Here is a 23,391-nt window from a genome sequence, read left to right on the forward strand (position 1 = left end):
GTCAACGTAAGAACAGGGCCATCATCAGCCGCTGGTGCCAGCGCCGATAGGGAGGGTGCACCATGGTGCCGGTGCTGAAGCGCCCCCGGCTCAGCACGGTCTTGGCCTTGGAGAAGGTGAGAAACCCCTCGTGGCCGTGGTAGTGGCCCATGCCGGAGGCACCGATGCCGCCGAAGGGCACGTCGTCGGCCGCCACCTGGAACAGGCTGTCGTTGATGGCCATGCCGCCGGAGTGGGTCTCCCGGATCACCTTTTGCTGCAAGGCGGGATCCAGGCTCATCAGGTAGAAGGCGAGCGGGCGGGGCCGCGCGGCTATGTAGGCGAGCGCCTCGTCCAGCGAGTCATAGGGCACGATCGGCAGCAGCGGGCCGAAGATCTCCTGCTGCATCAGCTGGCAGTGGTTCGGCACCTCGGTCAGCAGATGGGGCAGCAGGCGATGGGCGCCATCGTCGCGGGCCGGGCTGCCACAAGGGTGGATCTGGGCGCCAGCTCGCTCCGCTTCTGCCAGCCAGCCGGTGAGCCGCTCATACTGGCGGCCGTTGATGATGGAGCCGTAATCCGCGCTGGCCAGCCCCTGGGGATAGAGACGGGCGAAGTGATCGCGATAGGCTTCGACAAAGGCCTGCTCCTGGCCGCGCGGCAGCAGCACATAGTCGGGGGCGACGCAGATCTGGCCGGCGTTGAGGCTCTTGCCGAAGATCATCCGCTCCACCGCCAGCGCCAGCGGCATGTCGGGGGCGATGAGGCAGGGGCTCTTGCCGCCTAGCTCCAGGGTGAGCGGGGTGAGCTGGGGGGCTGCCGCGGCCATCACCAGCCGGCCCACCGCGGTGGAGCCGGTAAACAGCAGGTGATCGAAGGGCAGGGCGCTGAAGGCAGCCGCCACCTGGGCATCGCCTTCAATCACCATTACCTCGCGCTCATCGAAGACGCCATCCAGCAGCTCGCGCAGCACCCGGTTGGTGTGGGGGGTAAATTCGGAGAGCTTCAGCATGGCGCGGTTGCCGGCGGCGATGGCGCTGATGAGGGGGCCGAGGCTCAGCATCACCGGGAAGTTCCAGGGCACTATGATGCCGACCACCCCGAGCGGCTGATAGAACACCTCCACCCGGGCCGGCGCCAGCAGCAGGCCGGTGTGGCGGCGGTGCGGGCGCATCCAGCGCTTGATCCGTTTCTGGGTGTAGTTGATCTGCATGACGCAGGGGAGGATGTCGGCAATCATGCTGTCGTAGTCGCTGCGCTGGTCATAGTCTTTGGCCAGGGCGTCGCACAGCGGTTGCTTGTGGGCGATCAGGGCGCGCTTGAGCTGGCTGAGATGGGCTCTGCGCTCGCTCAGGCTCGGCATGGGATTTTGCTGACAGGCGTCTCTGAGTTTGGCCAGTCTGGCCGGGAGCGACAACTTGTCGGCGGCCTCCTGCAACTGCATCGCTTCCATGGCATACCCCGCTGATAAATGGACCGACTGATTGGTCGGTCTAAATCTAGCTGCGTGTTAATCAAATGTAAAGTTCGGTGTGCTGGTTGGGCATGGCGCACGGGTGACTCACCCGGCGACTGTGCTGGCTACCACATTTTCGTGGATCCAGGGTTGGTGAGTTATCCAATAAGAGGTAGTTTTGGCTATCAATCGACAAGGAGAGAGCACGATGACCAGGGAACTGAACAGCTTGTTGGCCCGCCTCGAGGATGTGGTCGAGCGGATGCCGGATTGCTTCAACACCTATGAGTTTGCCCAGAAGCTGGCACTGCAGCATCAGCGCGAATTTTTTGCCGCGGGTCACTCCCTGGCCGAACAGGAGGGGCGCCTGCTGCGGGTGCTGCACGAGAAGATTGCCGAGGCCCTGGCCGGCAGCGACAAGGTGATCGAGGGGGCGCTGCTGCCTTGCGTGACGCCCTGGGGGGAGCGGGCTACCTCGCCGCGCTGGCATCGCAAGCACTGAGCCATCCGTTGAATCAGCAACAGAACAGGGCCCGTCGTGGGCCCTGTTCTGTTGTTGCTGTCACTGGGTGAGGCGGCGCGCCTGCCAGTAGCGGCTGTTCCAGTAGACGTTGTCGAGGCGTGAGCGGATCACCCCCTTGCTGGTGGAGGCGTGGATGAACTCCCCGCCGCCGGTGTAGACGCCGACGTGGTATTGCTGCCAGCCGGTCTTGAAGAAGACCAGGTCGCCGTGTTGCAGCCGGTAGCGATCGACCGGCCGGCCCAGGTTGGCCTGGGATTCGGTGGTCCTCGGCAGATTGAAACCCATCACCTGCTGGTAGGCGAGCTGGGTGAAGGCGGAGCAGTCGAGACCGGCCCGATCCGAGCCGCCCATGCGATAGGGGACGCCGCGCCACTGCTGATAAAAGCCTTCAAAGGCGCTGCTCTGCTGGCGCGGTGGGGCAGGCTCGGGCGTGCTGGAACAGGCAGCCAGCAACAGGGCCAGCAGGGGCAGCAGCAACTTGCAATCCATGGGGGCTCCTTCGAGACGACAACCTCTCCATCATAAACGGGGTTTGGGGCTCGAACATAGCCTTGCCTGCAAGAAACCACCTGTTGCTACCTCAAAAGAGGCGCGAATGGAGAGGGTTATAATATTGTTTGTATTCATTTGAATAATATTTCCTGATTATCTTGAATGAGTATTTCAATATTAAAGTAGTTATTCCAATCAGCCTGACAATTAAATGATAATTAACCTTGTTGACGTCACCCCGTGATCTGTGTCACGTTCTGTCTCAGGGCTAATTCGTTATGATGACGCCATGAAATAAATGGCAAGGGACCCCGCCATTTTCACCGCCAATATGACGGCAAAAAACAAGATATCTCTGGGTATATTCCCGCAACTGGTTCACATAATAATATTCAGTCAATGACTGGCGTTGACTGACAATATCACCAGACAGAGGAGGGCCGCCCCATGATATCCGGTCCATAGCAGTGAGTGTTCCCTCGCACCAGGATGCCTGCGGCATCTGGCTGTTGTGCCATCGTTCAGGCCGATGAGCGCGACGTTAAAGCCAATGGGTACCATGCGAGGTTCAAGGCGCAGTCAGGCGGCCTTGAGGGAAGATCGCCATCAGATCGCGACTCCCGTGTAATAGCATCGGCGCATGCCGAATCGTCCACCTTAGATCGCCTCGCGATCCTTGTTCTGTCAACCATAAATACCTTCGCCAATCCGCTGTTAATTTACGGCGAAAATAATGAATGTCATGACAGACAAGCAGAATAACGCCCCGAAATATAACCGTGAATAATATGGTTATGCCATATTTGTTCGCTGTTTAAATAGCTTGGCGTGATTCGACAAGGAGATAACAATGAAAAACAAAAAACCACGCAAATTCATCACGCAAGCTCCCGCTCTCAGTCTGCTCGCGCTGGCCTTGTTGGCTGGCAGCGTGCAGGCCGAAGATATTGGCGAGCGTACCGACCAGGGCACCGCCATGCTGGCCAGCCTGCAATCCGAACAGGGACTGATTTACCTCAATGCCGATGTCTGGCTGAAGGGGCAGGGGGCGACATCGCTGATGACCCGGGATCAGCTGCGCGAGCGGGTGCTGGAACGGGGCGAACGCCTGTTCATCGATTTCAGCGCCGTCACCGACAAGGCTGAGCGGCAGCAGGCCAGAAAGGCCATGGAGCAGCTGGCCGGCATCTCTTTTGATGCCGACTGGGTACTGGTGTCCGGCTACAAGGGGGAGTTGCTGTTCACCCCGCTGGGGGGCGTCGATGACCCGGCCTTCTATCAGGTGATGGAGCGGGTCGACAGCCTGGAAGGGCAGGGTAAGCGCCACAAGCGCTCGCTGACCCAGCCGCCTGCCGCCGAGGCCGGCCTGCCTCACGTGGCCTTCTACCTCAACGTCAACCGCAAGATCAGCGATGCCGAGTGCACCTTCCCGCGCTCGCGCACCTGGAGCCGGGGCGATCGGCTGTTCTGCGATTCGCCGAACATCTCGCTGGTCTACCGGGTCAACCTGGAGCGCTCCCTGCAATTTGGCAACACCGGTTCCGCCACGCCGGATGCCAAGATAGTGCGGATCTCGCTGGACGAAGAGTCGGCCGGTGCCGGCATCCAGCTCAACGAGGATCTCAGCTGGAGCGAGAACATCGCGGACTACCTGCTGCTGGACGGCTGGGCCCGCGACTATGCCACCGATGCCATCGCCCAGGATTATCGCTTCAGCATCGAGGCGTCCAACACCAAGGCGGCGGTGCTCAAGAGCCTGCCGACCAACCTCAACAGCAAGTACGAGCATCGCGAGATCTCGGGTTTCGAGGTGGGGGTCACCGGCGGGGTCGAGGTGAACAAGGATGGGCCCAAGGCCAAGCTGGAGGCCTCGGCCAAGTTCAGCCAGCAGCGCCAGCTCGCCTACAACACCCAGGATTACCGGGTCGAACGCTCGGCGCCGAGCGCCCAGAAGGTGAGTTTCAGCTGGGTGCGCGATCAATACGCGACCGCGGAATCCCTGCTCTCCTCCAAGACGGCCACCGTCTGGGGCATGGGCTACGACGTGGATCACAACCGCATCCAGCCGCTCAGCTACAAGGGGTTCGTGCCGAATCTGGACGTCATCTACAAGGCAGCGCCGGACGAGACGGGGAGCACCGAGTTCAAGATCGACTCCTCGGTCAACATCCGCCCCATCTACACCGGCATCTACAAGCACTATTATGTGGTGGGGGCCCATGTCTCCTTCCAGGGCTTCGAGGATACCGACAAGCGCAGACGGGTGACGGCCTCCACCAGCTTCAAGGTGGACTGGAACCACCCGGTGTTTACCGGCGGTCGCCCGGTCAACCTGCAGCTGGGGGGCTTTGACAACCGCTGCCTGAGCGCGGATGCCAACCATGGTCTGAGCGCGGTGACCTGTGACGAGACCTCGGCCGCCCAGTCCTTCATCTATGACCAGTACGGCCGTTATGTCAGTGCGCAGGATACCCGCCGCTGCCTGGACGGCAACAACCTCGGCCAGTTGCAGAGCTGCAGCCTGAGCCTGGGCCAGCGCTGGGAGTGGAAAGCGGACAGCGATGCGCTCAGCAACCTGAGTGCCCATCAACTGCTGGGTCACGACAAGCAGAGCGGAGCGCTGGGGCTCTACGACGAGAATGGCAATCCGCAGAATGTGAGCGTACGGACCCTGACCTCCTACACCCGCATCTTCGGGCCACCGGCCAGCCACTGACAGAGCAGGGCCTTGCGCCCATGACAACAACGCCGGCATGTGCCGGCGTTTTTTATGGGAGTGAGCTTCAGCCCTTGTTGTCGATGAGCGGGGCGAGCAGCTCCGCCAGCTTGTAGAAGGTCTGCACCCGGGTGGTGCTGGGGCGCCACACCAGCCCGATCTCGCGGTAGGGGTGCTCCCCCGGCAGCGGGATGGCTACCAGATCCGTGTTGTCGAGTATGCCCGCATCGATGGCCATCTGCGGCAGGAAGGTGGTGCCGAGCCCGGCGCCGACCATCTGCACCAGGGTGTGCAGGCTGGTGGCGGCAAACGGGTTGATCTTGCTCTTGTCCCGCAGCCGGCAGGCGCTCACTGCGTGTTCGGTGAGGCAGTGTTCCCGCTCCAGCAGGAAGATGCTCTGGTTGGGCAGCTCCTTGTAGTCGAACGGGGTGTGCAGGCTGGCCGCCATGCTGGCGGGCATCACCATGTGGAAGGGATCCTGGCCGACCGTCTTGCAGTGAAAACCGCCGATCTCCACCGGCAGCGCCAGGATCAGCAGGTCGAGCTGGCCCTGCTCCAGCTGCTTGAGCAGGTTGGTGGTGGTGTCTTCACGCAGCAACAATTCCAGCTCAGGATAGGTCTTGCCGCACTCTTGCAGCAGCTTGCTGAGCAGGAAGGGGGCGATGGTGGGAATGCAGCCGAGGCGCACCGTGCCGTGCATGACGCCCCCCTGATGCTGGCCGAGTTCCATCAGATCCCGCGCATCGGAGAGCAAATTGCTAGCCCGCTCGACGATTTCCATGCCGACCGGGGTCATAATGAAGCTCTTGTGGTCCCGCTCCACCAGTTGCAGGTTCATCATGTCCTCCAGGGTCTGGATCCCGGTACTCAGGGTCGACTGGCTGACATGACAGGCCTTGGCGGCGCGGTTGAAGTTCTTGTGCTCGTCGAGAGCGACCAGATATTGCAGCTGTTTCAGGCTGGGCCAACGTTGCATAGGAAAACCCGATTAATGCTATCTATTTAATTTGATTTAACTAATCTACCATCGGGGTTATAGTTTGTCGCTTTAATTAGACGGACTTGGCTCTAGGTAGCCCAATCCTGACAGGATTGTTCACTTCACATAAAGAGGAATTGAATATGGTATTGGTAGGCCGTCCCGCACCCGATTTCACCGCTGCTGCCGTTCTGGGCAATGGCCAGATCGTTGACTCCTTCAACCTGGCATCCCACATCAAGGGCAAGGCAGCCGTCCTGTTCTTCTATCCGCTCGATTTCACCTTCGTCTGCCCGTCCGAGCTGATTGCCTTCGATCACCGTCTGGAAGAGTTCAACAAGCGTGGCGTGGAAGTGATCGGTGTTTCCATCGATTCCGAGTTCTCCCACAACGCCTGGCGCAACACCAAGATCGAAGACGGCGGCATCGGCCCGGTCAAGTACCCGCTGGTTGCCGACATCAAGCACGAAATCTGCAAAGCCTATGACGTCGAACACCCGGAAGCCGGCGTGGCATTCCGTGGCTCCTTCCTGATCGACAAGAACGGTGTCGTTCGTCACCAGGTTGTCAACGATCTGCCGCTGGGCCGCAACATCGACGAGATGCTGCGCATGGTCGATGCCCTGCAGTTCCACGAAGAGCACGGCGAAGTGTGCCCGGCTCAGTGGGAAAAAGGCAAAAAGGGCATGACCGCCTCTCCGGACGGCGTTGCCAAGTACCTGTCCGAGAATGCCGCTTCCCTGTAATCGGGTCGGTACACCGGATAATGAAAAACCGATGCCCAGGCATCGGTTTTTTTATGGCCGTAATTCGGCACTCTCGTTTCACAATGTTGGCCAGCAACCCTTGTCCAGCAACGCTTGCTCAGCAGGATTGCCGTTGCCGGCTACGTGCCGATAAACGGCAGGCATAAAAAAGCGCGCCCTTTGGCGCGCTTTTGTCATCCAGCTCCGGACTACTCGTCAAAGATACCGAAGTGATCCTTGGCGAAGTTGACCCGCTGCTCCACGTTCATCTTCACCTGACCCAGCTTCTCGATGGTCTTGAGGTTGGGCACCAGGCCGCGGCCGTTGGCGATCTGGATGGCAAGGCCCGGACGGGCGTTGAGCTCCAGCAGCATGGGGCCGCGGAACTTGTCCAGCACCATGTCGGTCCCGATGTAGCCGAGGCCCGACATCTCGTAGCAGGAGGCCGCCAGGGTCAGCAGGGTGTCCCAGTGGGGCACCTTGAGATCGTACAGATCGAGGCCGGTATCCGGATGGTGACGCAGCGGATTGCCAAACTGCACTGCCCGCAGGGCGCGGCCGGTGCGCAGGCACAGACCCACCCCCACGGCGCCCTGGTGCAGGTTCGCCTTGCCGTCGGAGGCGGCGGTGGAGAGGCGCATCATGGCCATCACCGGGAAGCCCTTGAAGATGATCACCCGGGCATCGGGGACCCCTTCAAACGAGTAGCCGTCGAACACGTCATCGAAGTTGATGAGCCCTTCCACCAGCGCCACGTCAGGCTTGCCGCCCAATGAGTAGAGCCCCGCCAGGATGTTGGAGACATGACGCTCCAGATCCTGGCCGTTGCTGGCGCTGCCGTTCGGCTTGTAGAAGAGGCCATCCTCCTGGCGCAGGATCACCAGGATCCCCTTGCCGCCGGAGCCGCGTGCCGGCTTGATGCAGAAGCCCGGCCAATCCTTCACCAGCTCGGTGATGCGGCTCACGTCGTGCTGGGCACGAATGGTGCCGATCAGTTCCGGCACCGTCACCCCCGCATCCAGCGCGATGCGCTTGGTCTGCAGCTTGTCATCCACCAGCGGATAGAGGCTGCGCGGATTGTAGCGGCTGATGTAGGAGTGGTTGCGCTTGTTCATGCCGAGGATGCCTGACTGAGACAGGCTCCACGGGGTGGTGTACTTTTCCCAGAACCACATCTGTTACTTGTCCTTACCCGGGGTGGCACCGGAGCGCATCTCGTCCACCAGCGGCTTGAAGCGCTTGAGCTCGCTCAGCTTGTAGCCGGTGTAGTTACCCATCAACAGCACGGTCGCCATCAGCACCAGCTGCAGACCGAGGAAGTTGAAGGTTAGGTGGCGGATCAGTTCGTTGTCCATGGCCAGGTAGGCGATGATGGCCACCAGCAGGGAGCCGCCGCCCTGGCGGAACACCTCTTTCGGACCCTCTTCTTCCCACAGGATGGACATCCGCTCGATGGTCCAGGAGAGGATGATCATCGGGAAGAAGGTGATCTTCATGCCGTCGGTCAGCCCCAGCTTGAAGGCGAATGCCGAGAAGATGCCGATCATCGAGATCACCATGATGATGATGGCCGATATCCGCGCCACCAGCAGCAGGTTGAGCCGCGACAGGTAGGAACGGATCACCAGACCCGTGCCGACGATGAGCAGGAAGCCCACCAGACCGGTGATCAGCTGGGTCTGGATGAAGGCGACCGCGATCAGCACCGGCATGAAGGTACCCGAGGTCTTGATACCGACGATGACCCGCAGGAACACCACCATCAGCACGCCGATGGGGATCAGCAGCAGGCCCTTGAACAGGGTCTGCTCTTCCAGCGGCAGGCTGTGGATGGAGAAGTTCATCATCTCCGATTTTTCAAACTTCTGGGCCAGCGCCACGCTCACCGGCTGCTCCTGCGCGATCATCGAGAAGCTTACCTTGGAGTTGTGGCCACCGGTCACGTCCAGCAGGGCACCGGAGTTGTACTCCCACAGCAGCAGGTTGGCCGGGCGACCCTGTTCACCGGTTTGCGGGTTGAACAGCTTGTAGTCGGTCGGGCTGTTGAACACCTGCAGGTAATCCACCAGCTCCTGACGACGGCGACCGTCTTCCAGGCTCAGGGCATGGACGACCCGGGCCGGTACGTCGGCGTTGTTGAGCAGCTCGGCGATCAGGTTGGCGCGGCTCTTGTGCTTTTTCAGCAGCTCGGCGTTCTGCTCCTGCTTCTCGATCTCCTTGATGATCTCGCGAGTCAGGGTGTAGCCGTCGGCGGAACGCTCCTGGGCACGCTCCAGGATCTGCTGCATGGCGGTGGCGTAGGGCTCGCTCTCGATCTGCTTCTCGATGGCCGGCGGCTGCGGGTTGGCAGCCGGCTTGGCGTGGGCATCGGCCATCATGTCGACGCGGTAGTAGAGCTCCTGACGGCCGGATGCAGTCCGGATAGACCACTCGGCGCGGGCATCGCCATCCTTCTCGACGAAGGAGAGGCCGTAACCCGGGCTCGCGGCGTTCTCGTTCATCAGGGTGAAACCGGGCTGGGTGCCCGGAATGGCCAGGGAGGCGATCACCGGCTCGCCGGTGGCCTCGAACTCCAGCTTGGCTTCGATGGACCAGATCTGGCGTTTTTCACCCGGCGTGAGCGGTACGTCCAGCGCGATGTGGTGATAGAACGTCATCCCCAGGCCGACAATGTACAGCAGGGCAACCAGCAAATAGAACGGCTTACGGGAAACCATGGATTATTTCACATCCTTGAGCTTGGGTTTTGGTTGGATATATTCGCGGGCCACATCAACCACGGCGATGTCTTTGAGGAATTCACGACCCAGCAGCACGGGGAAGGCCATGTCGCTGCGATCTTTCAGGGTAAATTCGGCCTTCTCGGTCATGTCGCCGATACGTACGGCGAGGCGTACCACAGGGCGGCGGTCGAGATCGTCGGCGGAGGCCTGACGCACCCGCACGTGGCGCACCAGCGGCGCTTCAATCTGGATCTTGTCGTCCATCTCCTGATGGCTCAGGAAGAAGCGCACCCAGTTCTTGCCGTTGCGCTCGAAGATGGTGATGTCCTGGGCGCTGATGGAGGAGGTGGTGGCACCGGTATCGACCCGCGCCTGGAAGGCGTCGTTGGCCGCGTCAACCCAGATCCACTCCGCCTCGCCGACCAGCAGCTTGCCGTCGACGGTGTGACCCTGGCTCGGGGCCTGGCACTTCTCGGTCGGGATCGCCATGGGTTTGGGCGGCTCGGGCGGCAGGTGTTCCAGCTTGCTGCCGACTTTGTTCACGGACTCTTTCATGTTGTTGACATCAGTGTTGAGCTGAACCAGCAGGTGCTGTTGCTGCACATACTGCTTCTGTTGCTGTTCCATGGATGTTTGCAGGCGCTGCTCGCTCAGATTGATCTCGTTGCGAAGCTCGGCCAGCGTCAGGGTAGGTACCGGGGGCGCTTTTTCCATCGTGACACACCCGCCGAGACTGAGCAGGGAGAGCAGGGTCATTCCTTTTAATTTGCTTTTCATGTCATTCATTTAACTGTGCTTCCTGGAATTGGGTCAGTGTAACTTCCACCGCGGCCATCGGCTAGTCTTTGGCCTTTCTGGCAATCAGTACGGCACGTTTGGGTGCCGGGTGTCCTTCTACCGTGAGTGCCGGATTGGCTGGATCCAGATAATCACTCAGGGATTCATTAATCATCCAGTCGGTACGACGCTGTTCGTCCGTGCTGGTCATATTCTCGTCGACTATCCGCACATCGGTGAACCCGCAGCGCTCGACCCACAGCTTGAGCGCTGCGCTGGAAGGAATGAACCAGACGTTGCGCATCTTGCCGTAGCGATCGGTGGGCATCAGCACGTCGTTGACGCCGCCGTCGATCACCAGGGTCTCCAGCACCAGCTCGCCGTCGTCCTTGAGCTGGTTGCGCAGCTGCTCGATGTGCTCGATGGGGGACTTGCGGTGATAGAGCACCCCCATGGAGAAGACGGTGTCGAACGCCCGCAGCTCCGGCAGCTCCTGAATGCCGAGCGGCAGCAGGTGGGCGCGCTGGTCGTTGCCCGCGAAGTGACGAATGGCCTCGAACTGGCACAAGAACAGCGGACTCGGATCGATGCCGACCGCCAGCTTGGCCCCTTCACCCACCATGCGCCAGAGGTGATAGCCGCTGCCGCAGCCCACGTCCAGCACGTAACGGCCTTTGAGCGGGCTGATGTGGGGCAGCACCCGATCCCACTTCCAGTCGGAGCGCCACTCGGTGTCGATGTGGATGCCGTGCACCGTGAACGGTCCCTTGCGCCAGGGCATGAAGTGGCGCAGCAGGCTCTCCACCTTCTTGCGCTCCCCTTCGCCGAGGCTCTCGGTCGAGCCGATTTCGACCCGGCTGGTCAGCTCGACGTGGCCGGGGGCTACCTGCGGCAGCTTGTTGAGGGCACGGTTCCAGCGCGGCAGATCGCCGTGCTGGTTGTCGTGTTGCCAGGCGTGCAGCTGGGCGGGCAGGGTGTGCAGCCAGTGGCTCAGCCGGTTCTTGGCGATCAGTTGATAGAAGTTGGCAAAGTCGATCATGGCTGGGCAGGCTCGCTCGATTTGATGGCGATCATGGAGCCGAAGTTGAAGCACTGGAACCAGAGATCCTGATGGGCGAAGCCGGCCTCTCGCAGACGGGCCTGATGGACCGGCAGGCTGTCGGTGCGCATCACGTTCTCAAGGGCGGTGCGTTTCTGGCTGATCTCCAGCTCGCTGTAACCGTTGGCGCGCTTGAAGTCGAGGTGCAAGTCGATGAGCAGTTCGTTGACCTGCTCGTCCTCGAAGCGGAACTTTTCGCTGAGGATCAGGATCCCGCCCGGGCGCAGGCCGTCAAAGATGCGCTGGATGAGGGCGGCCCGTTTCTCGGGCGCGACGAACTGCAGGGTGAAGTTGAGCACCACCACGGAGGCGTTCTCAATCTCGATATCGCAGATGTCCGCCTCGATGAGCTCCACCGGCACCTCGGACTTGAAGCCTGAGAGGTGGGCGCGGGCCCGCTCTATCATGGGGTGGGAGAGATCCACCGCCGTGATGCGGCAGCCGGGCTGGGCAACATGGCGACGCATCGCCTGGGTGGCGGCACCCAGGGAGCAGCCGAGATCGTAAAGTCGGCTCTCGGGCTGGGCGTAGCGGGCGGCCATCATGCCGATGGCGGAGATGATGTTGCTGTAACCCGGCACCGAGCGCTGGATCATGTCGGGAAAGACATCGACGACCTGTTCGTCAAAGCAAAAATCCCCCAATCGGGCGATGGGGGCGGCAAAAATCTGATCGTGCATGCTGGCGCAACCTGACAGCCGGTGCGCGAACCGACTGTTTTGTTCAATTGAATCGTTGGGTGACACCCGTCCGGGTCGTGTCGTCACCGGTTTACGAACGGGGTGGCGGGCCTTGAGATCCATCGGGCCGCTTCCGTTCGCAATGGACCATCATCCTGGTCCTTTTGATGGGCTGCGCCCTGGGCGACAAGCGGTTGTCGTCAAGGGGCGTCGGGGCCCTGTTACCGGAGCCGGATGCTCGCCTGCAATCAAGTGCGATGGGCGGGCAGACCGGGTCCTTGCATGGGGCGCTAGTGTAGAGGAAAGGCGGCCGTTTGTCTTGACGCCAAGCCCCGTCAGATCAGAAAAAAACGGCTTTTTTTCGCGCCGAAGCGGGGGCGGCGAAAGCGCCGCTCAAAAGGGCAGCACGCCCTGGCGCGCGCGATCGTTTTCCCCCGGCCAGGGGGCCATCTCCTGCCCCAGCAGGCGGGCCACCTGACGGGCCAGTTCGGGGGCCTGGGCGTTGTCGGCAGTATGTATAAAGAGGTATAGGTCTTTTCCCTCCGCCAACCACTGACGCCAGTGAGGGAGCCAGCCTGGCAGGAAGGGGTGGTTGTCCTCGGGATGTGGCAGGCCGATGAGCCGCACCACGGGGGCGTTGGCGGTGGCCAGCAGGTGCACCGGCAGCCTCGGCTTCTTGCCCTGGGCATCGATCATGGCCGCCGAGGTGGCGGGCACCGAGAAGAGCGGCCGGCTGTCGAGCATGATGCGGTTGATACCTCTCTCCATCAGCAGCCGGTTCAACTGCCGCTCCGCCTCGCCCTTGGCGAAGAAATCGGGGTGGCGCACCTCAAGGGCATAGTTAAATTGTGTCGGCAGCCGTTCGAAGAAGGCCGCCAGGCGGGGCAGTCCCTGTGGGCCGAAGCGGGCGGGCAGCTGCAGCTTGAGCAGTCCCAGCTTGTCATGCAGAGGGGCCAGCAGGCGGATAAAGTCGCTCACTTGCTTGTCGGCGCTCACCAGATCGCTCTGGTGACTGATGGTTTGCGGAAACTTGAAGCTGAAACGAAAGCTAGCTGGCACCGCATCGGCCCAGCGCCGGACCGTGTCGGGGGTCGGCGAGGCGTAGAAGGTGGTATTGCCTTCCACCGTGTTGAAGACCCGGGCATAGTGGGCGAGGTGCTCGGCGGGCTTGGCACCCACCCCCAGCAAGTGACCGGGCCAGGCCGGGTGCGACCATTGTGGCAGGCCCAAAAAGAGGCTCATGAGGGATCCTGTCTGTGGGTTTGTCTCGATTTTCCCCTTTTTTTGCCCCGGGATGTAAAAAACAGGGCAAAGGAGGCTGCTGGCCATTTTACCCAAATGGGGGTTTTCCTCTATAATGCCAGCCCTTTTGTTTGCCAATTTGTTGTGACTCACGCCGCTGTACGCATATTGTGACGACGGCAGCGGCCATGATGCGGCCAAACAACAATCGCTTGCCGATGCCCTCCGCCCGACAACCCGGCCGCTTGTCAGCCGCCTCTGGTCGAGCCGATATCGGCGGCAGGTGTCCGATCCCGGCGGTCGGACGGTACGAGACAGATTTCAAACCGGGCAAGAAGCAGGATCTGGCCAGCTGTGAGACAGACGGTGCTTGCCAGTCGTGCCCGGCGACCCAGGTTAACCGTCTCTCTACAATTTCGAAGGAAGAAGTCCATGCGCTCTATCTATTGCGGACAGGTCAATGAGGCCCATGCAGGGCAGACCATTACATTGTGCGGTTGGGTCCATCGTCGTCGCGATCTGGGCGGCCTCATCTTTATCGACATGCGTGACCGCGAGGGCATCGTCCAGGTGTTCTTCGATCCGGACAAACCGGACGCCTTCGCCCTGGCCTCCGAACTGCGCGGCGAGTTCTGCATTCAGGTCTCCGGCGTGGTGCGCACCCGTCCCGACTCCCAGCGCAACAGCGACATGGCCACCGGCGCCATCGAGGTGTTTGCCCACGAGCTCACCATCATCAACCGTGCCGAGCCGCTGCCGCTGGACTTCAACCAGGTCAACAGCGAAGAGGTGAGCCTCAAGTATCGCTACCTGGACCTGCGTCGCCCCGAGATGGCCAAGTACCTGAAGACCCGCGCCAAGGCCAGTGCCTTCGTGCGCCGCTTCATGGACGAGCACGGCTTCCTCGACATCGAGACCCCGATGTTGACCAAAGCCACCCCGGAAGGGGCCCGTGACTATCTGGTGCCGAGCCGCGTGCACAAGGGCAAGTTCTACGCTCTGCCGCAGTCCCCCCAGCTGTTCAAGCAGCTGCTGATGATGTCTGGCTTCGACCGTTACTACCAGATCGTCAAGTGCTTCCGTGACGAAGACCTGCGTGCCGACCGCCAGCCGGAATTCACCCAGATCGACGTGGAGACCTCCTTCATGACCGCACCGCAAGTGCGTGAAATCATGGAAGAGATGATCCGTAAACTGTGGCTGCACATCCTGAACGTGGATCTGGGCGACTTCCCGATCATGACCTTCGACGAAGCCATGCGTCGCTACGGCTCCGACAAGCCGGACCTGCGTCTGCCGATGGAGCTGGTGGATGTGGCAGATCTGCTGACCGCGGTCGAGTTCGCCGTGTTCGCCGGCCCCGCCAACGATCCGAAAGGCCGCGTGGCTGCCCTGAAAGTACCGGGCGGCGCCGAGCTCTCTCGCAAGCAGATCGACGAGTACACCAAGTTTGTCGGCATCTATGGTGCCAAGGGCCTGGCCTGGATGAAGGTCAACGAAGCGGCCAACGGCATCGAAGGCGTGCAGTCCCCGGTGGCCAAGTTCCTCTCCGACGCCATCGTGCGCGAGATCCTGGCCCGTACCGGCGCAGCTGACGGCGACATCATCTTCTTCGGCGCCGACTCCAAGAAAGTGGTGTGCGATGCCATGGGCGCCCTGCGCCTGAAAGTGGGCCGCGATCTGGGCCTGCTGGAGAACAGCTGGAAGCCGCTGTGGGTCATCGACTTCCCGATGTTCGAGGAAGATGGCGAAGGCGGTCTGGCTGCCATGCACCACCCGTTCACCGCGCCGAGCGGCCTGAGCCCGGAGCAGCTGAAAGCCAACCCGGTAGGTGCTTACGCCAACGCTTACGACATGGTGATCAACGGCTACGAAGTGGGGGGCGGTTCTGTCCGTATCCACAACAGCGAGATGCAGTCCACCGTGTTCGACATCCTGGGGATCACCCCGGCCGAGCAGCGCCTGAAGTTCGGCTTCCTGCTGGATGCCCTCAAATACGGTACCCCGCCGCACGCCGGCCTGGCCTTCGGTCTGGACCGCCTCAGCATGCTGCTGACCGGTACCGAGAATATTCGGGACGTGATTGCCTTCCCGAAAACCACGGCGGCCGCCTGTCTGATGACCGACGCCCCCAGTTTTGCCAACCCGACCCAGCTGGGCGAGCTGGCGATTGCGACCACCGTCAAGGGTGACGAATAAGCCTTTATCGGCAACCAGGGCCGCAGCAATGCGGCCTTTCCCGTTTCCCCGGGTAGTCGCAACCTGTGTTACTGAAATTTCAAACTATAACGGAGAGTCCCTATGGCAGGTCACAGTAAATGGGCCAACATCAAACACCGCAAGGCGGCGCAAGACGCCAAGCGCGGCAAGATCTTCACCAAGCTGATCCGCGAAATCACCACCTCCGCGCGTCTCGGTGATGCCGACCCGGCCAACAACCCGCGCTTGCGTGCGGCGGTGGCGGCGGCCCTGACCAGCAACATGACCCGTGACACCATCAACCGTGCCATCGCCCGTGGGGCCGGCGGTGGTGACGGCGAGCAGCTCGAAACCATCGTCTATGAAGGTTACGGCCCGGCCGGCTCTGCCGTCATGGTGGAGTGCCTGACCGACAACCGCAACCGCACCGTAGCCGAAGTGCGTCACGCCTTCAGCAAGTGCGGCGGCAACCTGGGTACCGACGGCTCCGTGGCCTACCTGTTCACCAAGAAGGGTGTACTGACCTTCGTGGGCGCCGATGAAGATGCCCTGATGGACGCCGCTCTGGAAGCCGGTGCCGACGACGTGGTGACCGAAGAAGATGGCACCATCGAGGTGTACACCACCCCGAACGACTTCGGCACCGTGCTGGATGGTCTGGAAGCCGCTGGCTTCAAGCCCGAGAGCGCCGAAGTGACCATGATCCCCTCCACCGAAGCGGAGCTGGATGCCGAGACCGCGCCCAAGCTGATGCGCCTCATCGACATGCTGGAAGATCTGGACGACGTGCAGGAGGTGTACCACAACGGTTCCATCTCCGACGAAGTTGCCGCCACCCTGTAATCAGGTCGGCAATACTCCTCGAAACGGCAGCCTCGGCTGCCGTTTTTTTTCATCCGTATAACCCGCATCGACCCGCCCTTTGGCCAGAACAGGCTTCGCCTTAATTCTCCCTTAAGTTTGGTTTTCTACCCTGCCTGCGTCCCGGGGCCCTCGCGCCCACGGCCGGTCTGCACCTCGGGAAGAGGGCGCCGGCGCGGAAGATCCAAAGAGGGGCTGTTGCCAAGCCCCCTGTCTTGTCTGGTTTGTCGGAGTATCGTTATGCGTATCACCTTGGGTGTGATGAAGGTGAATCTGTTGTTGGTACTGCTGTTTGCACTGCTCTTCAACTGGCCCATTTTCCTCCACTTCTACACCATTCTTACCAAGCTGGAACACGTCAAGGCGGGCTTCGTCGTCTCGATCCCCTTCGTGCTGCTGGCCGCGCTCAATGCGGTGTTCCTGCCCTTTACCTTTCGCTATCTGCTCAAGCCCTTCTTCGTGCTGCTGATCCTGATGGGGTCGGTGGTCAGCTACGCGATGCTGAAATACGGCGTCATCTTCGACGTGAGCATGGTGCAGAACATCGTCGAGACCAACAGCGGGGAGGCAGCCTCCTACCTCAATGGTTCCGTGTTGCTCTGGTTCGCGCTGACCGGCCTGCTGCCGGCCTTGGCCCTGCTGTGGGTAAAGATTGACTATCCCCGTCCCTGGTACAAGGGGCTGGGCCTGCGGCTCGGCTCCATCGCCCTCTCCTTGCTGTTTCTGGTGGGGGTGGCCGCCCTCTATTACCAGGATTACGCCTCGGTCGGGCGCAACAACAAGTCCCTCGGCAAGGAGATAGTGCCCGCCAACTATGTGCATGGCCTCTATCGTTACGCCACCGACATCCTGTTCGCCACCCCGATCCCGTATCAGCAGCTGGGCACGGACGCCAGGGTGGTGGGGCAGGGCAGCAAGCCGACCCTGATGTTCCTGGTGGTGGGGGAGACGGCGCGCAGCCAGAACTACTCCCTCAACGGTTACGGCAAGGCCACCAACAGCTTCACCGCGCGGGAATCGGGCATGGTCTCGTTTCGCAACGTACGCTCCTGCGGCACCGCCACCGCGGTCTCGGTGCCCTGCATGTTCTCCAACCTGACGCGGCGCGGCTATGATGATACCCTGGCCCAGTCCCGCGATGGCATGCTGGACGTGCTGCAGCACGCCGGTGTCTCCGTGCTCTGGAAGGAGAACGACGGCGGCTGCAAGGGGGTGTGCAAGAACGTGCCCACCATCGAGATCGAGGCCAAGGATTTTCCCCAGTACTGCCAGAAGGGTTCCTGCTACGACGAGGTGATGCTGGAGGGGCTGGATCGGCAGATCGCGCAGATGAAGGGCAACAAGCTGGTGGCCTTCCACCTGATGGGCAGCCACGGCCCGACCTACTATCGCCGCTATCCCGCCAGTGAACGGACCTTCGTGCCGGACTGCCCGCGCAGCGACATCGAAAACTGCACCAATGAAGAGCTGGTCAACACCTACGACAACACCATCCGCTACACCGACAAGGTGGTGGCCCGTCTCATCGACAAGCTCAAGACGCTGGAGAAGGATTACAACGTGGGGCTGGTCTATCTGTCGGATCACGGCGAATCCCTCGGGGCCATGGGGCTCTACCTGCACGGCACCCCCTACAAGTTCGCGCCGGACGATCAGACTAGGGTGCCGCTGATGACCTGGTTCTCACCCCAGTTGCAGGCTGACCGCAAGCTGGATCTGGATTGTCTGCAGCAGGAGGCGGCCGGCAAGCGCTTCTCCCATGACAACCTGTTCCACTCCATGTTGGGGATCATGGATGTGCAGACCCAGGTCTACAACGGCGCGCTGGATCTCTTTAAACCGTGCCGGGCGGGGTGAGCCGGCGAGATAGATCAATAAAAAAAACGGCAGCCACTGGCTGCCGTTGTTGTTTCGCAAGGCCTCGGCCTTACTTCTGCTCCATGATGATCTGCAGCAGATCCCCTTCCAGCAGGGCCCGCTTCACCAGCGCGAAACCACCGACGGTGGGTTGATTCTGGAAGCGTGCCTTCACGATGGGCAGGCCGCGATGGAAGCTTGGCAGCGACTGGTGCTCCACGCAGCGGCGGATGGCCGGGAACAGGATCTCCTCGGCGGCGGTGATTTCCCCCGCGATCAGCACCTTCTGTGGGTTGAACAGGTTGACCGTGATGGCCACCGCCCGTCCCAGATGCTCACCCACGTTCTCGATCACGCTGCGGGCCAGCTCGTCACCGGCCATGGCCGCCTTGCACACCTCCTGGATGGTGATGTGCTTCTCCTGCAGCGAGCTCAGGTGGCCGCGGCTGATGAGCTCCTTCACCTTGTCGACGATGGCCTCGTTGGAGGCGATGGTCTCCAGACAGCCGAAGTTGCCGCAGTGGCAGCGTTTGCCGAGCGGCTCGACCTGGATGTGGCCGATCTCGCCGACGTTGCGGTTCTGACCGAGGAACACCTTGCCCTTGGTGATGATGCCCGAGCCTGCCCCCTGATGGACGCTCACCAGAATGGAGTCCATGCAGTCGCGGGACTCGCCGAAGAAGTGTTCGGCCAGTGCCAGCGAGCGGGTGTCGTTACCCACGTAGCAGGGCAGGTTGAAGTGGTTTTCCAGCAGCTTGGCCAGCGCCAGATTGCGGATCTGGTACTTGGGGGTATAGATGACCATGCCCGATTCCGGATTGACCAGGCCCGGCATGGTCAGCGCGATGCTGATGAGGTTGCGGCTGCGATCCTGCTGGGAGTCGATGAAGGCACCGATCTCCCGCAGCAGCATGTCGACCACCGGCTGTTGCTCGATCTCGGTCACCTGGGTGACATGCTGGTCGAGCTCCTTGCCGTCGAGATCATAGAGACTCAGCTGCAGGTAACCGCGACCCAGCTTGGCGGACACAAACTGGAAGCGATGCTTGATGGTGGTCAGGGAGATGGCGCGCCGTCCACCGGTGGAGGCTTGCGGCGAGGTCTCCTTGATCAGGCCATGCTCGATCAGTTGCCGGGTGATCTTGGTCACGCTGGCCGGGGCCAGCTGACTCAACTCGGCAATTTTGACCCGCGAGATGGGCCCCTGCAGGTCGATGAGCCGATACACGGCTGCACTGTTGACCTGCTTGATAAGATCTACGTTTGCTATTTGTCCGCCAGTCATAGTGTCACTGTGTTGTGTAGTGTCCGTTAACCACGGTCCCGCAGACCGTGAAGGCCTGATCAAAGACAGTCAGGTTGGCTATTTTTCCGACCTGGATACTACCGAGACGTGAGTCCCATCCAATGGCGCGTGCAGGGTAAAGGGTGGCCATTCTCAGTGCTTCATCGAGCGGTAATCCGACCTGTTTGACCAGATTTTCCACCCCCTCGATCATGGTGAGGGCAGAGCCGCCGAGTGTACCATTCTCGTCGACGCACTGACCATCGCGGAAATAGACGGTTGCGCCACAAAAATCAAACTTCTCAAAGCCTTCCGGTGCCCCCGCCGGCGCGGTCGCGTCGGTGACCAGCACCAGTTTCTCCCCCAGCATCTTGTGCGCCAGGCGCACGTTGGCCCAGTGCACGTGATGGCCGTCGACGATGACGCCGGCGTAGACATCCTTGCGATCATAGATGGCACCCACCACGCCCGGCTCGCGGCCGTTCAGGGTCGGGGTCATGGCGTTGTAGAGGTGGGTGGCGAAGCGAATGCCGCTGTCGAACCCGGCCATGGCCTGATCGTAATTGGCGGCGGTGTGGCCGGCGGAGACCAGAATGCCGGCCTCCACCAGGCGGCGGATGTGTTCCGGTTTGTTGCGCTCCGGTGCCAGGGTGATCTTGGCGATGGCATCCGCGTTGGCGCAGAAGAAGTCGATCATCTCGTCGGCGGGCTGGCGGATCTGCTCGGCCGGGTGGATCCCCTTGCGCTTGAGGTTGGTGTAGGGGCCTTCCAGGTGCACGCCAAGGACTTCGTTGGGGTGCGCCGCCATGTAGTCGCGGGTGACGGCGACGGCCTGCTTCATGTCCGCATCCGGGCTGGTGATCAGGGTCGGGAGGAAGCTGGTGGTACCGGATTTCAGATTGGCGGCCTGCATGGTCGCCAGGGTCTGGGTGGTGATGTGGCCGTTGAACATGACGCCGCCGCAGCCGTTGAGCTGCACGTCGATGAAGCCGGGGCAGAGGTTGGCACCCTTGAGGTCAATCTGTTCGATGCCGGCCGGCAGTTCGGCCTGGTGGGAGATGGCGACAATCTGGTCGCCCTCGATCACCACCCCGTAACCGGTCAGCACGCAGCTGCCGGTGTAGAGGGTGCAGTTGGTCAATGCGTACATGGTGACTCCTTACAGACGGCCGATGTTGGCGGCTTCGAGCTGCTGGAAGTAGCGCACCGTCTTGACCTTGAGCTCCATGGTGGAGGGCTCGTCACACACCATCATTCCCTTCGGATGCAGCTGCAGGGTGGAGATGGTCCACATGTGGTTGACGCTGCCTTCCACCGCGGCCTGCAGGGCCTGCGCCTTGCCGTGACCGGTCACCAGGATCATGATCTCCTCGGCATCCATCAGGGTGCCGACGCCCACGGTCAGCGCCAGCTTGGGCACCTGCTCCATGTCGCCACCGAAGAAGCGGGAGTTGGCGATGCGGGTGTCTTCGGTCAGGGTCTTGACCCGAGTGCGGGAGGCCAGGGAAGAGGCCGGCTCGTTGAATGCGATGTGGCCGTCGTTGCCGACGCCACCCATGAACAGGTGGATCTTGCCGTAGGACTTGATTTTGTCTTCGTAGCGCTTGCACTCGGCCACCAGATCCGGCGCGTTGCCGTTGAGGATGTTGATGTTCTCGGGGCGAATGTCGATGTGACTGAAGAAGTTGTTGTGCATGAAGCTGTGGTAGCTCTCGGGGTGGTCTTCCGGCAGGCCGACGTACTCGTCCATGTTGAAGGTGACCACGTTCTGGAAGCTCACCTCACCGGCTTTATGCAGTTCAATCAGGCGCTTGTAGGTGTTGAGCGGAGTGCCGCCAGTGGGCAGGCCCAGTACGAAGGGGCGATCGGCAGTGGGTTTGAACGCATTGATACGGTCAACGATGTAACGGGCGGACCACAGCCCCACTTGGCTGGCAGATTTCAACGGGATCAGGCGCATTGTAGATACCTCTGTACGGGTTGCGGCCGGGATGTCGGCGGCAAGAAGAGCGGGACGGATTTAAGTTGTTTTATAGCGTAAATAAAGATTGCGAACTAAGCCACATCTATCCGCCACCTTTATCTCGTTTGGGTGATAATGATCACGATTACAGGTTTATTAATTTGCGCAGCGAAATAAAAGCCCTAGACTGCCAATCAAGCCTTGATGGCTTATGCGTCAAACGTGATAAGCACTTAATTTCTAGAAAAACATTAACTAAGGAGAGGAACCGTGAACATTCTCGGTTATTTGCAAAAGATCGGCCGGGCCTTGATGGTGCCGGTAGCGGTATTGCCTGCCGCCGCGATCCTGATGGGGGTTGGCTACTGGATTGACCCGAATGGTTGGGGTGGTGACAGCGCGCTGGCCGCCTTCCTGATCAAGGCGGGTGCGGCCATCATCGACAAGATGGCCATCCTGTTCGCCGTGGGTGTTGCCTATGGCATGTCCAAAGACAAAGACGGTTCTGCCGCGCTGGCCGGTCTGGTCGGTTTCCTGGTGGTGACCACCTTGCTGAGCCCGGGCGCGGTATCCCAAATCCAGCAGATCCCGCTGGACCAGGTGCCTGCTGCATTTGGCAAGATTGAGAACCAGTTCATCGGTATCTTGACCGGTGTGATCGCGGCCGAGCTCTACAACCGCTTCAGTGGTGTGGAACTGCACAAGGCGCTGGCCTTCTTCTCCGGTCGTCGTCTGGTGCCGATCGTGACCTCCGTGGTGATGATCGTGGTCTCCTTCGTCCTGATGGCCGTCTGGCCGGTCATTTACGGTGGTCTGGTGAGCTTTGGCGAATCCATCGTCAACCTGGGTTCCACCGGCGCCGGTATCTACGCCTTCTTCAACCGTCTGCTGATCCCGATTGGTCTACACCACGCCCTGAACTCCGTGTTCTGGTTCGACGTGGCCGGCATCAACGACATCCCGAACTTCCTGGGCGGTCAATCCTCCATCGACGCCGGCAAGGCGGTCGTGGGTGTGACCGGCATGTATCAGGCCGGCTTCTTCCCCATCATGATGTTCGGTCTGCCGGGCGCCGCACTGGCCATCTACCACTCCGCCAAGAAAGAGAACAAGGACAAGGTTGCGTCCATCATGATCGCCGCCGCCTTTGCCTCCTTCTTCACCGGGGTGACCGAGCCGCTCGAGTTCTCCTTCATGTTCGTGGCGCCGGTACTGTACGTCATCCACGCGTTCCTGACCGGTATCTCCGTGTTCATCGCCGCCTCCATGCACTGGATTTCTGGCTTCGGCTTCAGTGCTGGTTTTGTCGACATGTTTATCCAGTCACGTAACCCGCTGGCGACCCACTGGTACATGCTGATCCCGCAGGGTCTGGTGTTCTTCGGCCTCTACTACGTGGTCTTCCGCGCAGTGATCGCCAAGTTCAACCTGAAAACCCCGGGTCGTGAAGATGACGAAGCGGTACCGGTACAGGCTCAAACCACTGACCGCACCGAGCTGGCCAAGCAATACCTGGAAGTGCTGGGCGGCCAGGAGAACCTGGTGACCATCGATGCCTGCATCACCCGTCTGCGTCTGACCCTGAAAGACCGCAGCATCGTTGACGAGCGCAAGCTCAAAGCCCTGGGCGCGGCCGGTGTGGTCAAGCTCGGTGAGCAGAACCTGCAGGTGATTCTGGGCCCATTGGCCGAAATCATCGCAGGTGAGATGAAGGCCCTGCGTTAATCGGGCGCCAAGCTCGCCTCAAGTCTAAGTCCATTGTTGACATAACTAAGGGCCCCGCCTCGGGGCCCCATATAAAAAAAGCCAAGAAA

The 23,391-nt window shown here is 61.0% G+C and carries 19 protein-coding genes; 7 read left to right on the forward strand and 12 right to left on the reverse strand.

Translation table 11 applies throughout. The annotated features are described in order from the left end of the window. Nucleotide 1: 1 nt before the first annotated feature. Entirely contained in the window at nt 2-1,432 is a 1,431-nt protein-coding gene (locus I6L33_RS12200; protein ID WP_216972599.1) for a coniferyl aldehyde dehydrogenase, read from the reverse strand. A 211-nt stretch (nt 1,433-1,643) separates the two neighbouring features. On the opposite strand from I6L33_RS12200, the gene I6L33_RS12205 reads away from it, so the two are divergent. After that, nucleotides 1,644-1,937, forward strand: a complete 294-nt coding sequence (locus I6L33_RS12205; RefSeq protein ID WP_005299095.1) for a hypothetical protein — start codon at nt 1,644-1,646, stop codon at nt 1,935-1,937. Between the two features lie 60 nt (nt 1,938-1,997). On the opposite strand, the gene I6L33_RS12210 is transcribed toward I6L33_RS12205, so the two are convergent. Further along, complete coding sequence (locus I6L33_RS12210) at nt 1,998-2,447, reverse strand: C40 family peptidase (RefSeq protein WP_005299102.1); 450 nt, start codon at nt 2,445-2,447, stop codon at nt 1,998-2,000. Nucleotides 2,448-3,300: 853 nt separating this feature from the next. Between I6L33_RS12210 and ahh1 the strand changes: the two genes are divergently transcribed. Then, nucleotides 3,301-5,166: a hemolysin Ahh1 gene (ahh1, locus tag I6L33_RS12215; RefSeq protein WP_017781836.1), complete on the forward strand. Its 1,866-nt coding sequence runs from the start codon at nt 3,301-3,303 to the stop codon at nt 5,164-5,166. A 67-nt stretch (nt 5,167-5,233) separates the two neighbouring features. On the opposite strand, the gene I6L33_RS12220 is transcribed toward ahh1, so the two are convergent. Continuing rightward, nucleotides 5,234-6,142, reverse strand: a complete 909-nt coding sequence (locus I6L33_RS12220) for a hydrogen peroxide-inducible genes activator (protein ID WP_216972600.1) — start codon at nt 6,140-6,142, stop codon at nt 5,234-5,236. Nucleotides 6,143-6,288: 146 nt separating this feature from the next. Between I6L33_RS12220 and I6L33_RS12225 the strand changes: the two genes are divergently transcribed. Beyond that, nucleotides 6,289-6,891, forward strand: coding sequence for a peroxiredoxin C (locus I6L33_RS12225; RefSeq protein ID WP_005299113.1), 603 nt, complete (start codon nt 6,289-6,291; stop codon nt 6,889-6,891). 209 nt (nt 6,892-7,100) lie between these two features. On the opposite strand, the gene I6L33_RS12230 is transcribed toward I6L33_RS12225, so the two are convergent. From I6L33_RS12230 to I6L33_RS12255, 6 genes are all read right to left on the reverse strand, one after another. Beyond that, nucleotides 7,101-8,066, reverse strand: a complete 966-nt coding sequence (locus tag I6L33_RS12230) for an alpha-L-glutamate ligase-like protein (protein ID WP_005299117.1) — start codon at nt 8,064-8,066, stop codon at nt 7,101-7,103. A 3-nt stretch (nt 8,067-8,069) separates the two neighbouring features. Continuing rightward, the gene (locus tag I6L33_RS12235) at nt 8,070-9,608 is read right to left on the reverse strand and encodes an inactive transglutaminase family protein (protein ID WP_005299120.1); all 1,539 of its coding nucleotides are present in this window, start codon (nt 9,606-9,608) and stop codon (nt 8,070-8,072) included. Nucleotides 9,609-9,611: 3 nt separating this feature from the next. Continuing rightward, on the reverse strand, nt 9,612-10,370 hold the full coding sequence (locus I6L33_RS12240) for an ATP-dependent zinc protease (RefSeq protein WP_010634492.1): 759 nt from the start codon (nt 10,368-10,370) through the stop codon (nt 9,612-9,614). A gap of 82 nt (nt 10,371-10,452) precedes the next feature. Then, the gene (cmoB, locus tag I6L33_RS12245) at nt 10,453-11,430 is read right to left on the reverse strand and encodes a tRNA 5-methoxyuridine(34)/uridine 5-oxyacetic acid(34) synthase CmoB (RefSeq protein WP_026139255.1); all 978 of its coding nucleotides are present in this window, start codon (nt 11,428-11,430) and stop codon (nt 10,453-10,455) included. Continuing rightward, nucleotides 11,427-12,170, reverse strand: coding sequence for a carboxy-S-adenosyl-L-methionine synthase CmoA (cmoA, locus tag I6L33_RS12250; protein ID WP_010634490.1), 744 nt, complete (start codon nt 12,168-12,170; stop codon nt 11,427-11,429). Before cmoA ends, cmoB begins: the two co-directional genes overlap by 4 nt. A 393-nt stretch (nt 12,171-12,563) precedes the next feature. After that, a complete protein-coding gene (locus tag I6L33_RS12255) occupies nt 12,564-13,412 on the reverse strand; it encodes a DUF72 domain-containing protein (protein ID WP_124250556.1) in 849 nt (282 codons plus the stop codon). A 432-nt stretch (nt 13,413-13,844) separates the two neighbouring features. On the opposite strand from I6L33_RS12255, the gene aspS reads away from it, so the two are divergent. The 3 genes from aspS (at nt 13,845) to I6L33_RS12270 (ending at nt 18,329) form a co-directional block, all read left to right on the forward strand. Then, a complete protein-coding gene (gene aspS / locus I6L33_RS12260; RefSeq protein ID WP_042007131.1) occupies nt 13,845-15,611 on the forward strand; it encodes an aspartate--tRNA ligase in 1,767 nt (588 codons plus the stop codon). 102 nt (nt 15,612-15,713) lie between these two features. Continuing rightward, complete coding sequence (locus I6L33_RS12265) at nt 15,714-16,454, forward strand: YebC/PmpR family DNA-binding transcriptional regulator (protein ID WP_005299136.1); 741 nt, start codon at nt 15,714-15,716, stop codon at nt 16,452-16,454. A 258-nt stretch (nt 16,455-16,712) separates the two neighbouring features. Then, nucleotides 16,713-18,329, forward strand: a complete 1,617-nt coding sequence (locus I6L33_RS12270; RefSeq protein WP_005299139.1) for a phosphoethanolamine transferase — start codon at nt 16,713-16,715, stop codon at nt 18,327-18,329. Between the two features lie 70 nt (nt 18,330-18,399). Here I6L33_RS12270 and I6L33_RS12275 read toward each other — a convergent pair whose 3' ends face one another. The 3 genes from I6L33_RS12275 to nagB are packed head-to-tail and all read right to left on the reverse strand — an operon-like array spanning nt 18,400 to nt 21,574. Beyond that, nucleotides 18,400-19,614 carry an ROK family protein gene (locus tag I6L33_RS12275; protein ID WP_010634486.1) on the reverse strand — a complete coding sequence of 405 codons (1,215 nt, stop codon included), beginning with the start codon at nt 19,612-19,614 and terminating at the stop codon, nt 18,400-18,402. Nucleotides 19,615-19,618: 4 nt separating this feature from the next. After that, nucleotides 19,619-20,764: an N-acetylglucosamine-6-phosphate deacetylase gene (nagA, locus tag I6L33_RS12280; protein ID WP_216972601.1), complete on the reverse strand. Its 1,146-nt coding sequence runs from the start codon at nt 20,762-20,764 to the stop codon at nt 19,619-19,621. A 9-nt stretch (nt 20,765-20,773) separates the two neighbouring features. Next, nucleotides 20,774-21,574: a glucosamine-6-phosphate deaminase gene (gene nagB / locus I6L33_RS12285; RefSeq protein ID WP_017766092.1), complete on the reverse strand. Its 801-nt coding sequence runs from the start codon at nt 21,572-21,574 to the stop codon at nt 20,774-20,776. Nucleotides 21,575-21,847: 273 nt separating this feature from the next. Between nagB and nagE the strand changes: the two genes are divergently transcribed. Further along, nucleotides 21,848-23,302, forward strand: coding sequence for an N-acetylglucosamine-specific PTS transporter subunit IIBC (nagE, locus tag I6L33_RS12290; protein ID WP_017766091.1), 1,455 nt, complete (start codon nt 21,848-21,850; stop codon nt 23,300-23,302). The last annotated feature ends 89 nt before the right edge of the window (nt 23,303-23,391 follow it).

It is taken from the genome of Aeromonas sp. FDAARGOS 1403 (assembly GCF_019047325.1).
GTDB lineage: Bacteria > Pseudomonadota > Gammaproteobacteria > Enterobacterales > Aeromonadaceae > Aeromonas > Aeromonas dhakensis.

Excerpts from the sequence above, each read along its gene's own strand:
- cmoA (WP_010634490.1), bottom strand. The coding sequence starts at position 12,170 with ATGCACGATCAGATTTTTGCCGCCCCCATCGCCCGATTGGGGGATTTT.
- I6L33_RS12255 (WP_124250556.1), bottom strand. The coding sequence starts at position 13,412 with ATGAGCCTCTTTTTGGGCCTGCCACAATGGTCGCACCCGGCCTGGCCC.
- I6L33_RS12275 (WP_010634486.1), bottom strand. The coding sequence starts at position 19,614 with ATGACTGGCGGACAAATAGCAAACGTAGATCTTATCAAGCAGGTCAAC.
- ahh1 (WP_017781836.1), top strand. The coding sequence starts at position 3,301 with ATGAAAAACAAAAAACCACGCAAATTCATCACGCAAGCTCCCGCTCTC.
- I6L33_RS12240 (WP_010634492.1), bottom strand. The coding sequence starts at position 10,370 with ATGACCCTGCTCTCCCTGCTCAGTCTCGGCGGGTGTGTCACGATGGAA.
- I6L33_RS12235 (WP_005299120.1), bottom strand. The coding sequence starts at position 9,608 with ATGGTTTCCCGTAAGCCGTTCTATTTGCTGGTTGCCCTGCTGTACATT.
- I6L33_RS12230 (WP_005299117.1), bottom strand. The coding sequence starts at position 8,066 with ATGTGGTTCTGGGAAAAGTACACCACCCCGTGGAGCCTGTCTCAGTCA.
- nagA (WP_216972601.1), bottom strand. The coding sequence starts at position 20,764 with ATGTACGCATTGACCAACTGCACCCTCTACACCGGCAGCTGCGTGCTG.
- I6L33_RS12220 (WP_216972600.1), bottom strand. The coding sequence starts at position 6,142 with ATGCAACGTTGGCCCAGCCTGAAACAGCTGCAATATCTGGTCGCTCTC.
- I6L33_RS12265 (WP_005299136.1), top strand. The coding sequence starts at position 15,714 with ATGGCAGGTCACAGTAAATGGGCCAACATCAAACACCGCAAGGCGGCG.
- cmoB (WP_026139255.1), bottom strand. The coding sequence starts at position 11,430 with ATGATCGACTTTGCCAACTTCTATCAACTGATCGCCAAGAACCGGCTG.
- I6L33_RS12205 (WP_005299095.1), top strand. The coding sequence starts at position 1,644 with ATGACCAGGGAACTGAACAGCTTGTTGGCCCGCCTCGAGGATGTGGTC.
- I6L33_RS12225 (WP_005299113.1), top strand. The coding sequence starts at position 6,289 with ATGGTATTGGTAGGCCGTCCCGCACCCGATTTCACCGCTGCTGCCGTT.
- I6L33_RS12200 (WP_216972599.1), bottom strand. The coding sequence starts at position 1,432 with ATGGAAGCGATGCAGTTGCAGGAGGCCGCCGACAAGTTGTCGCTCCCG.
- nagB (WP_017766092.1), bottom strand. The coding sequence starts at position 21,574 with ATGCGCCTGATCCCGTTGAAATCTGCCAGCCAAGTGGGGCTGTGGTCC.
- I6L33_RS12270 (WP_005299139.1), top strand. The coding sequence starts at position 16,713 with ATGCGTATCACCTTGGGTGTGATGAAGGTGAATCTGTTGTTGGTACTG.
- I6L33_RS12210 (WP_005299102.1), bottom strand. The coding sequence starts at position 2,447 with ATGGATTGCAAGTTGCTGCTGCCCCTGCTGGCCCTGTTGCTGGCTGCC.
- aspS (WP_042007131.1), top strand. The coding sequence starts at position 13,845 with ATGCGCTCTATCTATTGCGGACAGGTCAATGAGGCCCATGCAGGGCAG.